The 13,548-nt window shown below is 40.0% G+C and carries 11 protein-coding genes and 1 riboswitch; of the genes, 5 read left to right on the forward strand and 6 right to left on the reverse strand.

Annotation, left to right across the window (positions count from 1 at the left end):
• Nucleotides 1–21: 21 nt before the first annotated feature.
• Complete coding sequence (locus tag NSQ61_RS07605; RefSeq protein ID WP_327856205.1) at nt 22–825, reverse strand: DNA-methyltransferase; 804 nt, start codon at nt 823–825, stop codon at nt 22–24.
• A 957-nt stretch (nt 826–1,782) separates the two neighbouring features.
• On the opposite strand from NSQ61_RS07605, the gene NSQ61_RS07610 reads away from it, so the two are divergent.
• Complete coding sequence (locus NSQ61_RS07610; protein ID WP_340806227.1) at nt 1,783–2,898, forward strand: IS4 family transposase; 1,116 nt, start codon at nt 1,783–1,785, stop codon at nt 2,896–2,898.
• 621 nt (nt 2,899–3,519) lie between these two features.
• Here NSQ61_RS07610 and ggt read toward each other — a convergent pair.
• Entirely contained in the window at nt 3,520–5,100 is a 1,581-nt protein-coding gene (gene ggt, locus NSQ61_RS07615; protein ID WP_340806601.1) for a gamma-glutamyltransferase, read from the reverse strand.
• Complete coding sequence (locus NSQ61_RS07620; RefSeq protein ID WP_340806603.1) at nt 5,097–6,485, reverse strand: MFS transporter; 1,389 nt, start codon at nt 6,483–6,485, stop codon at nt 5,097–5,099. The genes ggt and NSQ61_RS07620 overlap by 4 nt, the downstream gene beginning before the upstream one ends.
• Nucleotides 6,486–6,551: 66 nt before the next feature.
• Between NSQ61_RS07620 and NSQ61_RS07625 the strand changes: the two genes are divergently transcribed.
• The 4 genes from NSQ61_RS07625 to ade all read left to right on the forward strand — a co-directional run bounded on the left by NSQ61_RS07625 (nt 6,552) and on the right by ade (nt 10,171).
• Entirely contained in the window at nt 6,552–7,028 is a 477-nt protein-coding gene (locus NSQ61_RS07625; RefSeq protein WP_063388247.1) for an Lrp/AsnC family transcriptional regulator, read from the forward strand.
• A gap of 18 nt (nt 7,029–7,046) precedes the next feature.
• Nucleotides 7,047–7,613 carry a chromate transporter gene (locus tag NSQ61_RS07630; RefSeq protein ID WP_063388248.1) on the forward strand — a complete coding sequence of 189 codons (567 nt, stop codon included), beginning with the start codon at nt 7,047–7,049 and terminating at the stop codon, nt 7,611–7,613.
• Complete coding sequence (locus NSQ61_RS07635) at nt 7,610–8,149, forward strand: chromate transporter (protein ID WP_063388249.1); 540 nt, start codon at nt 7,610–7,612, stop codon at nt 8,147–8,149. Before NSQ61_RS07630 ends, NSQ61_RS07635 begins: the two co-directional genes overlap by 4 nt.
• A 128-nt stretch (nt 8,150–8,277) precedes the next feature.
• Nucleotides 8,278–8,379: riboswitch (purine riboswitch) on the forward strand.
• 49 nt (nt 8,380–8,428) lie between these two features.
• The gene (ade, locus tag NSQ61_RS07640) at nt 8,429–10,171 is read left to right on the forward strand and encodes an adenine deaminase (protein WP_339229099.1); all 1,743 of its coding nucleotides are present in this window, start codon (nt 8,429–8,431) and stop codon (nt 10,169–10,171) included.
• A 270-nt stretch (nt 10,172–10,441) separates the two neighbouring features.
• Here ade and NSQ61_RS07645 read toward each other — a convergent pair whose 3' ends face one another.
• From NSQ61_RS07645 to NSQ61_RS07655, 3 genes are all read right to left on the reverse strand, one after another.
• Complete coding sequence (locus tag NSQ61_RS07645; RefSeq protein WP_063388251.1) at nt 10,442–10,627, reverse strand: helix-turn-helix domain-containing protein; 186 nt, start codon at nt 10,625–10,627, stop codon at nt 10,442–10,444.
• 428 nt (nt 10,628–11,055) lie between these two features.
• Nucleotides 11,056–11,352 (reverse strand): 4a-hydroxytetrahydrobiopterin dehydratase, encoded by a 297-nt coding sequence (locus tag NSQ61_RS07650; protein ID WP_311067203.1) that lies wholly within the window; start codon nt 11,350–11,352, stop codon nt 11,056–11,058.
• Nucleotides 11,353–11,467: 115 nt separating this feature from the next.
• Nucleotides 11,468–12,982, reverse strand: coding sequence for a cobyric acid synthase (locus NSQ61_RS07655; protein ID WP_340806611.1), 1,515 nt, complete (start codon nt 12,980–12,982; stop codon nt 11,468–11,470).
• Nucleotides 12,983–13,548 lie beyond the last annotated feature (566 nt).

Below are 13,548 nucleotides of genomic sequence, written 5' to 3' on the forward strand. Positions count from 1 at the left end.
CTGCGTAGTTATGATCGGTCTTTATTCCCAAAATACCGGTTCGCCTTCGATATGGCAAGGCTTGGGCTGATAGATGTCTTCTTTTGTTTTAAGATAGTGATGAATTCTTTCTTCATTGGCTGTAAAAGCATTGCTTGCGATATCGCATCCTAAAAAGCGGCAGTTGTTTTTTATGGCTGCAATAGCTGACGATCCGCTCCCTAAAAACGGGTCGCAAACCGTAAATCCCTCTTCGGCACTTGCATAAATCATCGCTTGGAACAGCTCAACCGGTTTTTGCGTCGGATATTTCGAATGGTGAATTCGTTTAAACCTCCATACATCCGGAAAAGACCGGTTTCTAATTTTGCGGTTGTTTCCGTTCGTAGCAAAAATAATATATTCGTGCCTTCTTCTAAAATAATGCCCCATTCCCATATTGATTTTATCCCAAGTGATGATGTTTTTTACGTCAAAGTACTCTCTCATTAAATGCCCTAAGCTTAATAAAGAAAAAGAATCAAACATGATGTAAATGTGCCCTGTATCTTTTTTCAGCACCCTCTTGCACTCTTGTAAAAAGAGATGATAGTTTTCTTCACTGTCTTCAAATTCCGCAAACCATTTCCCATTTTCCGTTCCCTTTTGCTTATATTCACCGACGATTCTGCCCTTCCCGAGCTTCAGCTTGTTATTCATTCCAGAATAAGCAGGGTCTGTTACAATCAAGTCGATGCTTTCATCTTTTAAAGACTTTAAAAAGGATATGCAATCATTTAGTTCAATTTTTACTTCGAGATTGTTTCCATATTTAAACGTTCTCACAGATGCAGTTTCTGTGTCCATATCCAAACACCCTTTTAAAAATAAACGAGATAACTATTTTATCATACTATAGAAGAACGTATATTCTCAACCGATTTAGCTCGTATCTAGCATTTGGCGCAGCAACTTTCAGTGGATTGTTGTCTTGCCTATTTATTTTAATTTTCGTATTTGGGCATTATCGCGTGCAGATTATCTGATTATGCTTATGACCTTCTCCGCATAATCCTCTGGGGACGTTATTTCCTTCTTGATCTCTGTCCAGTTTGCTCGTCCAATCAAAGTTTTCCATACTACAGCCAAGGTATTTATCATGCACTCCAAAGCTCTCCGGTTTTTTTGAAACATTTTCAGCACTCACTTTCAGATGTATGTTGCTCAATTGGCTACAGTCCTAAACTGAAGAATAACTTTCCCGGTGTTTCATTCTGTTTCATGAGGATTCAACCATTAAGCCCCTATTTATTCCATATTTAATGACTTCGTCAACGAAGAAAAAAAATAACGGAAATAGCTAAAGAAAAAACTGCAAAAACCATAATACAATAGCAGGCAATATTCCGAAGATTATATGTAAAGCAAATGCGAAAAACCTTTTGGTAATGAAAGCAATTGCTATCGATATGGGTAGTCCATAAAAGAACACCCCAAAGCTTACAGATGAGATATCATGAGAAGATTGTGAAAAGAAGATCCTGTTTGTTGGTCAGAAAGAAATGCTACTGGCGAAATAAAATCGCTATGATAAAAGTAGAAATAACAAACGTAATGAGCGCTGTTAAAAATTTTCTTTTTATATATTAGTTATACTCCTTATTATTACTTGTAAATAATCAAACACTAGCATTGCAGTAATTAAATCTGATGATTCAAAATACTAAGAATGTTCAATTTTTTATTGATTTCGAAACAAAAAAATCCTTTACAATGGAAGTACAGGTGGTTCCTGTCCAAATCCAATCGTAAAGGATAACCATTATGGACAAGAATACACTAATTTCATCATTTGGTAAATGGGTTTCACCCATAAATATTCAAAAACTTAGCGAACAAGTCAAAGAATTGAAACAGGACTATTACACAAAAAAGCTGACAACAGAAGCCTATATTAAACTTTTATTGGTAGCCCAGCTGCTCGAATTTACGAGCTTAGAGGAAATGAGTGATGCACTTGTAGACGAAGATCTTCAAAAAGCACTCGGATTTGAATCGATAAGTGCCTCTCAGCTATCCCGAAAAAACAATCAGATCAACCCACTAATTCTTGCAAATTTGTTCTTGGATCTTGTTTGGAAAATTCAACGGCACCATTATCAAAACGGAAAGAATATGCCACTGAAAATCATTGATTCAAGTACACTCCCGTTGAATTTGACCCATTATAAATGGGCAAAATTCCGTAAAACAAAAGCTGGTGTAAAGCTACACTTACGGCTCGTTTTCATGGATAAAGACACCGTCTATCCTGAAAAAGCAGTGATTACGACAGCAAAAGAACATGACCGAAATCAACTCGAAGTCCTAGTGGATGATCAAGAAGCCATGTATGTGTTTGACCGCGGTTATGTGGACTATGAACGTTTTGATCGGATGACAGATGATGGCTATTTCTTCGTTTCAAGACTGAAGAAAAACGCAGTCATTCGTGAAGTCTATACATTTTCACTTCCTGATGATTGTCACGTTCTATCCGATAAAATGGTCTACATTGGTACCACACAAAATCGTACTGAAAATGTCTTTCGTCTACTAGAAGTTACGGACACAAAAGGGAACTTACTTCGTTTCATCACCAACCGATTTGATTTAAAACCAGAAGAGATAAGTGATATTTACCGATCTCGCTGGGCTATTGAGCTCTTTTTCAAATGGCTCAAGCAACACGTGGAAATTAAGCACTTTTATGGGATGAGTGAAACAGCTATTCAAAATCAAATTTTCTTAGCCCTTATCACGTATTGCTTACATGTTCTCATTCAATTGGAGATGAAAAGTAAGAAATCTCTACTTCGAATTACTCGTTGGTTAAAGAGAGCTCTGTGGAAACCAGCTTATGTTTGGTTGCGAAAATTTGATGGGCGAGCCAGTCCATAATCTCCCTTTTGTCGTTGTCGCTCTGGTTTAACTGTATATATTTACCAAATGGGCAGTGCCACCTTTCTTTAGGTTTTGTCTTTTTGGCACAAATTCACAAAAATTAATTAACAGAAAATTCTGACTATATTTATGCAATGCTAATGATAATCAAATACAAATTTGATAAGTAAAAATACATAAAAAATGTTCTAATATGATTGCCTGTGTAGATGGTGAAGGAGATTAAAATGGTCATCATGGCATTTTTGGCTATTTGTTAGCAATTATATGGACCAGTATTGCGGAATATAAAATTTCATTTTGCTGTTTGTTTTTGACGAAAAGCAGCAGCTGGAAATCAACGTAAGTTTTGTTAAGGAGGTTTGATGAAAGATTTAGTCCGCGAAACAGCTAAAACTTTTCTTTTGGCTGTAACTTCTCCTAATTTATTTCCAGGGTTGAATATACCGATGTGAGAACCTCTTCAAATGATAAAAGCCTGTAGAATTCCAATAATGAATTCTGCAGGCTTTGCCCTTGCCGGATACTTTCCGCCCCCCTGTGGCTTAAACCCTTCTCCAATATATTTAAATATGAAACAACGGATAGCATAAATCCCCGCTTTTTATAAATTCGCCGTTACCAACCGATTGCCGCACCGTCTCCTCTTGGATCAACTCCACCATGTAAAAAGCTTTGTTCATCAATTAATATGGCGTTGGCATGCCCCATTATTTTATCAATAGGTTCAACAACTTTCACAAGATGGCCAGCTTTGATCATCGATTCGATCACTTCTTTTGAGATGCGGCCTTCCATCTTCAATTCTTCCGTCTGTTCTCCCCACGTTCTTCCCCACACAAACCTTGGCTCATATATTGCTTCTGCAGGGCTCATTCGATAATCAATCATTCTTGTAATGATAGCTGTTTGTGTTTGCGGCTGCCCTTCTCCTCCTTGTGTTCCGTATAAAATATACGGCTTTCCATCTTTAAAAGCCATTGCAGGCATCAGCGTGTGGAACGTTCTTTTTCTTGGCGCCAAGCAATTGACATGCGACCGCTCAAGAGAAAAGAACGATCCTCTGTTTTGCATTAAAATCCCTGTGTCACCAGCAACAACACATGAACCGAATTCAAAATAAAGACTTTGTATAAAGGAAACCGCATTCCCCTCTTCATCCACGACAGCCGCATGGGCAGTGTCGTTTCCGACAGGCTGAGTCTTCACTTCGCTTGCTTTTGTCAGACTGATCGATTCGGCCAGCTTTTTCGCATATGTTTTGCTTAACAATTTATCAAGCGGAATCTGGTAGAATTCGGGATCTGTCAATACTTTGTTTCGGTCTTGAAAGCTTTTTTTCAATGATTCTGTCAAAAGGTGATAATACTGAAAAGAACCGTGCGGAATCGTTTTAAAATCAAAGTTTTCTAAAATATTTAGCGCCATTAGCCCGGCAAAGCCTTGTGAATTGGGCGGAACCTGATACATGGTATAACCGCGGTAAGTTCCGCTCAGCGGTTCGACCCAATCTCCGTGATGATCCGCAAAATCATCCTCTATTAAAATCCCGCCTTTTTCTCGAAGGCTTGATACAATGCGTTTTGTTAAACTGCCTTTGTAAAAATGATCTCTTCCTTTGTTCGCTAACTCTTTCAATGTATCCGCCAATTGCTTCTGAATAAATTTTTCATTTATGCTCGGAATTCGATGATGAGGCAGGAAAATCGATGATGTTTCCGGAAATTCTCGCAGAATTTGAACATTTTTTTGCGTGTTGACATATTGATCTTTTGAAAAAGGGAATCCATTTTCCGCATATTCGATAGCAGGCTCTAAAACCTCCGCCAATGAAAGTCTTCCGTATTCTTTTATGATGGCATCCCAACTGTCAACCATACCCGGCACGGTGATAACACTTTGAATGCCTCGATACGGAATGGCGGATAAACCTTCGTATTTTTCAGGCGTGGCGTTATAGCCTGACCGGCCGCTGCCGTTATACGCACGAACTGCTTGATCCTTTCTGCTGTAAAACAGCCAAAAAGAGTCTCCTCCGATCCCTGTCATGTGCGGATAAACGACCGCTAAGCAGGCACTGACCGCTACCGCTGCATCGAAGGCGTTGCCCCCTTTTTGCAGTATGCGGCAACCGGCTGCCGATGCTAAATAATGCGGACTGACAACCATACTTTTCGTTCCGATCATTGATTGGCTCATTTTACTTGTTCCTCCCCCGGTTTGTAGTATTGAACGAAATGGGTCATGCGATTTGAACTTTCCGTAAATAGAAATAAAACAGCGCCGATGATTAGCAAAACACCTGACAAATAAAAGCCGATTTCAAGCTTGCCGGTGATATCGGCAAAACAGCCCGTAATATAAGGTGCAAAAATTGAAGAAAGCATCCCACTGAAATTGAAAAAACCATACACTTTGGAGTACATGGATGACGGCGTAATTTCAGCCATATAAGATATTAATACGGGATCGAGCGCCAATTTTCCTAGCAGTCCGTAAAAAACTAATCCTGCTATCAGCAAAGAAAAATTTTCCGCATAAGGGATGACAAATTGGCAAACAGCTCCAGCAAAAGCTAAAAAGATGATCAGCGGCTTTTTATTTTTTACTTTATCTGAAACATAGCCAAAGAAAATAGCCCCCGGAATCGAAGCCCAAGGCACTAAAGAAGATATGATCCCTGTTTGCGAGCCTTCTACCCCTTTTACCGTCTGCAAATAATAAGGCAACCAAGTAAGCATTCCGAAGAATCCATATAAAGAGCAGAAGATGAGAATGTAAACGAAAAGATGATTTTTTGTAAACAGCCGTTTTAAGTTTTGTCTATCTTTCATATGAGGAACTTCTTGTTTTTTTTCATGGCTAGATTGATCTCGTACACATATTCCTATCAAAATGGCAACAATAATAGTTGGAATGGCAAATAGATAAAATGAAAATTGCCATCCTTTGTTTAAGGTATATGTGAAATAGCTAGCAGCAATAAAACCAAGAGAAATGCCGAAAGCCATTCCGCTATTGATCACTGCAGAAACGATCCCTCTGTATTTTTTAGGGGTAATGTTGGAAGAAATTCCGTATTGCGAACCGTAATAAGTACCTTCTCCAATACCTGTTAAAGCGCGCATCAGCAAAAACAATGCAAATGAAGATGCCAATCCGCTCAAAAAAGTGGTAATGCCAAATAATATATAACCAATTACTAAAACTTTCACTCTTCCAAACCGATCAGCCAAAAATCCTGTTGGAATTTGCATGATCGAATAGGCAATAAAAAATACAGTGGACATCAAACCTAATTGACTATTGTTTAAATTCCACTGCTCTCCTATTTCTCCCATCACTGGCGACAAAATATTTCGATCCGCATACATAAATACCCATCCTAGAAAAAACAAGAAAATAGCGATGGCTGGATGTGTGCGTTTCATTTTCTTCACCCCTCTCAACTTTTTTAAAAAATTTGATTTCATTATAGAAAGCTGCTGAGGAAAGTTCCTTGAATTTGTAAATTTTTTTAACAAAGTTTTTTCGTTTCGTAAACAAATAAATATTTTTATTTTTTTATAGAAATCATAAAACATATTTTGTATACTAAAGGAAATTATAATTAGAAAATTAACTACATAACGAAATAAAGGGTGGTATGAATGGCATTCGAATACAACATTCCGAATTTAGACATAGACCATATTGATAAACAAATTTTAGAGAAGCTGCATGAAAACAGCCGGATATCGTATACCGATCTCGGAAAAGAAATCGGTTTGTCTCGAGTTGCCGTTCAGGCGAGAATAAACAACTTAATTGAAAAAGGAATTATCGAGAAATTTACGACGGTTATCAATCCGACGAAAATCGGCATTCATGTTTCCGCCTTTTTCAACGTTGAAGTGGAACCGCAATATTTAGAGGAAGTGGCAGAACAATTGGCGGAGGAGCATGCCGTTACAAGCTTGTACCATATGACTGGACCAAGCAAGCTCCATATGCATGGAATCTTTAAAAATAATCAAGAAATGGAAAATTTTTTAACAAAAAAATTGTATCCGATGCGCGGTGTCGTCAGCGTTGACTGTCAAATTCTCATTAAACGATACAAGAGCCGCATGGGCATGAAATTATAAAGGATGAGGGGGAGAAATATGCAAACTTCTTATAAAAGTCTTATCATGGCTATGCTGAGAACCGGAATTTTTGGATTCGGAGGCGGTCCTTCCGTCATACCGCTGTTCCGTTATGAAGCAGTTTCCAGATACCGTTGGGTAAAAGATGAAGAATTTGCAGAAATATTGGCGATTGCCAATACCCTGCCCGGTCCGATCGCGACAAAAATGGCCGCTTACTTAGGATATAAACAAAAAGGGGCATTAGGCGCTTTTATTTGCGTAGCAGCTCATATTTTGCCTACATGTTTGGCCATGATTCTATTATTCAAAATGGTCACAGCTTTAAGCGATTCACCTGTTATCCACGGTATGATTTCTGCTGTTATGCCGGTGATCGCCGCCATGCTTGGGCAGTTGGCTTACGAATTTTCCGCAAAGGCCGTGAAAGGATTGGGAAAATGGCTTGGCGTCCTGCTGATGATTGTTTCGTTTTGCCTGCTGCAAGTGATTTCGATTCATCCAGCTATTGTAATTCTAATGTTTTTAACATATGGAGCTTTCCATTTAAAACGGAAGAGCAGAAGTAAGGAGATGTCTGCATGAAAATCTGGATCAGCTTATTCATCGGTTTCTTTTTGGCCAACATACTCGGTTATGGAGGAGGACCCGCTTCCATTCCGCTTATGTATGAGGAGATTGTCAATCATTACAAATGGCTGACAAATGCAGAATTTTCCAATATGCTCGCACTGGGAAATTCTTTGCCGGGCCCTATTGCGACAAAGATCGCCGCCTATGTCGGTTATGATGTGTACGGATGGTGGGGGGCCTTCATCGCCTTGTTTGCGACTGTATTTCCGTCAGCTTTCGCTTTGATTCTGTTGTTAAAACTGATTCAACGCCACCGGGAATCTTTAGTTGTGAAAGGAATGACCTTGCTTGTACAGCCTGTTATTGCTGTCATGATGCTGCTTTTAACTTGGGAAATGATAGAAGACTCTGTCCATTCGCTCGGAATTATCCAATCGCTCATCATTGCTGCTGTATCGTACTTTGCCTTAGAAAAATGGAAGGTTCACCCTGCCATTCTCATTATGATTTCCTTTGTTTATGGAGGAGTTGTTCTGCCCAATTTTTAAAACCGGTCTGTTTGGAGCACCAGAGAAACTGTGATTCTCAGCTTTTCGCAATACCTGAGAAAATTTTTCTGTCAAGAAATGCGCCAACTATCTTGCTTTGTTTCAATTAGAGTCGTATAATCTCTTTTTAAAAATACGAATGATTTTCTCGTATAAGTTTGGAAATACGGTCCAAACGTTTCTACCAAACTACCGTAAATAGTTTGACTACGAGAGACGATACACAACTCTCCCTGTCAAACTCAACGCGCGAGTTTACTACAGAAGGGAAAAGTGAGAATGGACAAAAACATTTTAAAGAAAAGAATCCAAGTGGCTAGCAAACAAATTCCGGCAGACATTGTGATTAAAAACGGAAAAATTGCCGATGTTTTCAATTTAGAAATTTTGCATGGAGACATCGCCATTGCGGACGGAGTGATTGCTGGAATCGGAGAATATGATGGGGTAAACATCATTGATGCCGAGAATAAATTCATCGTACCAGGTTTCATCGACTCTCATGTCCATATTGAATCTTCGATGGTGACACCGAAGGAGTTCTCCAAAGCAGTTCTGCCCCACGGTGTGACAACCGTTATTATAGATCCGCATGAAATTGCGAATGTCGCCGGGACGAAAGGTATATCTTTTATGCTGGAGGATTCAGAAGGCTTAGATTTAGATGTGTATTGCATGCTGCCTTCCTGCGTTCCGGCGACTTCGTTTGAAAATGCCGGCGCTGTGTTAAATGATGATGAACTTGCACCTTTTTACAAGCATCCTCGGGTGCTCGGGCTTGCGGAAGTGATGGATTTCCCAGGTGTTCAAAATTTAGATGACCGCATCATTGACAAGCTTTTAACGGCATCAGCATATAAGATCGACGGACACGGCGCAGGTCTTGGCATTGAAGGAGTCAATGTTTACAGAGCGGCCGGCATTCAAACAGATCATGAATGTGTGACAAAAGAGCAAGCAAAAGACCGCCTTGCTCGCGGAATGTACGTCATGATCCGTCAAGGATCTGCTGCAAAAAATTTGCCAGAACTAATCGGCGTGGTCAATGAAAAAAATAGCCACCGCTGTCTATTTTGTACGGATGACAAGCATTTAGACGACTTAATTGCCGAGGGAAGCATTGACTACAATATTCGTCTTGCCGTCGAGCATGGACTTGATCCTCTCATAGCGATTCAAATGGCGACGATTAATGCCGCCCAATGTTTCGGACTATCGCAAAAAGGAGCGATCGCACCTGGATATAGAGCAGATCTTGTCATAGTAGATAACTTCAAAGCTTTTACGATTGAAAAAGTTTTGAAAGCCGGAAAAGTGATAGCGGAAAACGGTCAATATATAGGATCTATAGATCAACCAAAACCTTCCGTTTTATCAAGAAATTCTGTCAATCTAAACATAAACGAGGTTACAAAAGAACGGTTGGCCATTCACGTAAAAAATAACCAAAAAGCGCATGTCATAGAAATTATTCCGAATCAAATTGAAACGGTTAAAAGAATGATGGAAGTTCCGAGCGACGGTGTTTGCTTCATCCCTTCCATTGAAAAAGATTTGGCAAAACTGGCTGTACTCGAACGCCATAAAAATACTGGAAACATTGGCCTTGCCATTGTAAAAGGATTAGGCTTAATCGGCGGTGCAGTCGCCACAACCGTCGCCCACGATTCCCATAATGTGATCGTTGCCGGCACAAACGATGAGGATATGATCTGCTCCATTCAAGAGATAAAGAGAATCGGCGGTGGGCTAGTAGTTGTGAATGATGGAAAAACGCTCGCCTCTTTGCCGCTTGTGATCGGCGGATTGATGTCAGATCAAGCATATCCAATCGTCGCCCATCAACTCGATGAATTGAACAGCAGCTTGCAAAAAGTGAGCAAACATCGGCATTTCAATCTCTTCCTCACGCTCTCTTTTTTAAGTTTGCCTGTCATTCCAGAGCTCAAAATTACAGATTTAGGATTATTTGACGTCACAACGTTTCAGCACATAGAAGTTGCAGCCGAGCACGGCATTTAAAAATCGTGTAGAAAATGATTGTATGGGCAGCAAAACACATAAAAAAAGAAAACTCCGGCAAGGGAGATTGGCTCATCTGCCGGAGTTTCATTTGCCTTTTTTCGCTTAGAGTTTAAATTCTTTAAGCCTGCTAAAGCTTTCCAATACGTGTCAGAAATGATTCATTCATAAATTCGCAGGAGATGTTTTTTACACGCTTGCCCGATAGCTTAACCGTTTTTTCCGCCGGACTTTATCCCGTTCCAAAATCCTTTGCTCGATCAATAGAATTCACCTTTTTGCCAGCTCGCTTCGGTCAAAATCAAACAAATTATACAGCTTGTATGCCATCATGAGCTCAAAGCGCATATCTGCATGATTTAAATCAACATTGAGTATTTCTTCAACACGTTCAATGCGATATTCAAGTGTGCTGCGGTGTATAAATAATTCTTTCGAAGCTTCGCGGTAAATCAAAAGGATTTTTGCAGCGCTTCGGTCATGGTAATACGATTAAATTCGGCAGGTTGTTTTCCTTCAACATTGTCAATTGATATTTTGAATGGTGCTATGACATGATCCGATCACTTAAAAGTTTTCCTTCACCAACATCAACTAACATCCTTGTTGCCTGCTTTGTGTGTGCAAAATTTCGTCATGTTTTTTTATCCATAAATGCAGATTTTCCCCAAAAAGACCATATACACGCTTCTTGCAGCTCCGCATCATTTCAGCTGCCCATCTATTCGAGAAAAACAGGATGCCTTTTAAATCGCATCATTTTTTTGAAAACCGCTCTCCTTCTCAAGAAGAAAGAAGTCCCTTATATCGTAACTTATGGTGCGGCGGAAAATGCGGCTTTCTTCACGTCATCTGCTTCACATATAATCCACTTTTTTCCGTTCTTACCCTGCTTTTATTTTTTCATAAGCTTCATCATATTTTTTCGCCAGTTCGAAATCAAGCTTTGTGAGTCCTTTCGCTCTCTGAGACGAAATTTTTACCGTGATGAACTTATAGTCAATAGAAATGAAGGGATGATGGTTTACTTCTTCAGAAATGTCCGAAATTTTCCGCACGAATTCGATTTCTTGCAAATCATCTTGAAAGAGGTACTTTCTTGCAATCCATCGCTCTTCAAGAAGCTTCCAATCTTCCATCTCTTGTAAAAGAGATTGCACTTCTTCATCTGTTAACCGCATGACCGTTTCCTCCCGGATTTTTATAAAAAAACAGACAGCTAAAATCACAGTGCAAAAAAGATTGCCATATGAATATAAAGAGGCGAACAAACATATCAGATTTCCGTTTATTTTCTTAGAAAAAAGATTTGCTTTGAAACCGTTCCATTTCCCGATAAATACACTCGATGTCCACATGCTTCCGGAGACAATCGGCAAGCCGGTCAAATGCTTCTTCACGAATGTTTTTCATTGATGGCCGCTCATAAATCGCCGGAAGACCTTTTCTTTTTCTTATCAAATTCAAAAATGCCGTCCGAAACTCATCGTTATGAAATATGCCATGAAAATACGTTCCAATTAGGAGGCTGTCTTGGCTTATGCAGCCGTCAACTCCTTCTTCCGTCGTAATAAATGGCGATACGTCCCCTTCATAAGAAGTTGTTCCCATATGAATTTCATAGCCTTCCACCGGCACATTACAATCAGCAAAGTGGGCCATCCCTGTTGTAAGAGTCGTCCTTTTCTCTTTCATCATGGCGGTGCGAATCGGGAAAAAACCGAATCCGTTTGCGCTCCCTATCGATGTTTCTACGTGATAAGGGTCTGAAATCTCCCTTCCGAGCATTTGATAACCGCCGCATATGCCGACAATGACTGATTTTTTCGCTCGATAAAGCTTTTCTATCGCATCCGCAAAGCCGGATTTTCGCAAAAGCAATAAGTCCTCAATTGTATTTTTTGTTCCCGGCAAAATGACAACATCCGGTTCTCTGAGTTCATTTGCCTCCTTTACATAGCGAACATGGCAATCCTTTTCATATAGAAACGGGTCAACATCGGTAAAGTTCGAAATGTGAGGAACATGAATAACAGCAATATCAATCTCGCTAGTTTTCTCATTTGTACGTGGAAACGTATCTAATATGACGGCGTCTTCCGCCTCAATGTTTAAATTAGAAATATATGGTACGACCCCTAAAACCGGTTTGCCTGTATACTCTTCAAACCAGCGAAGTCCCGGCTCCAGCAAGGAAATATCCCCGCGAAACTTGTTAATCACTACCCCAATTACGCGATCGCGATCTTCAGGCTCAAGCAGCTGCAATGTTCCTACTAAACTCGCAAATACACCGCCTCTATCAATGTCGCCGACAAGAATGACAGGAGCGTTTGTTAACCGGGCAATGCGCATATTGACAAGCTCGCGATCATTTAAGTTAATTTCCGCAGGGCTCCCCGCTCCTTCTATAACGATTCGCTCATATGTACTTGCCAAATGATGATACGCTTCTTTAATCACCTGCAAACCAAGTTCAAAAAATTCCTGCCGATACGCTGCTGCCTTATAATTTTGATACGGCTTACCGTTCACAACAATTTGTGAAGTGTGATCGCTCACAGGCTTGATCAAAATCGGGTTCATATCCGCCGTTGCGACCGTTCTTGCCGCCTCCGCCTGCACTCCTTGGGCGCGGCCGATTTCCTTGCCGTCAACGGTAATATACGAATTGAGTGACATATTTTGTGATTTAAACGGCGCCGTTCGATATCCGTCCTGCGCAAAAATTCGGCAAAAACCTGTCGCAATCACGCTTTTTCCCGCATCGGAATGCGTACCTTGAATCATGATGGGCAATGCTTTATTCATCTGTTTTTCTCCTCTCACAATCATTCACAAATGTTTCGCAAATTCCGAGTATGAAGCACCGCCGTATGAAAAGGCGGGCCAATAAATCAGGACTGCATGTAAATCCTTTATCTTCGAAAAAAAACACGGTGGCTATTTTTTTCATTGATCACGCCGATCAATTCAGGCAAATTTTTGGCAGCAAATCTTTGACGAATCATCACGTACATTCCACGGGAAAGTCGGTCTCTTGCTTGCTTTTTTGTCGCACATTTTTAACTCGCCCACATGATGCCAATTTCCCGACATTGCTTGCCGTTCCAACAATGATGATTCTTTTCCAACATTTTTACACGGTAACTTTTTGGTTGGATTCTACTGTTTCAACAACGATGATTTATTTCCAACTCATTCATGCTCCCTTTTCAAAAATTGATGATGACTGAAGTATTATAACATCCTTCATTTTCCGCTAGTATCATGATGCACGAGATGATCAAAAATAATTGCTATGTTTCTTTGCTAAATGAAAAATCCAGCATATACAGTGATCGTGATCTGTAAGTTAAGGCATATCTTTATGTGTC

This window comes from Aeribacillus sp. FSL K6-1121 (genome assembly GCF_038003725.1).
GTDB lineage: Bacteria > Bacillota > Bacilli > Bacillales > Aeribacillaceae > Aeribacillus > Aeribacillus composti.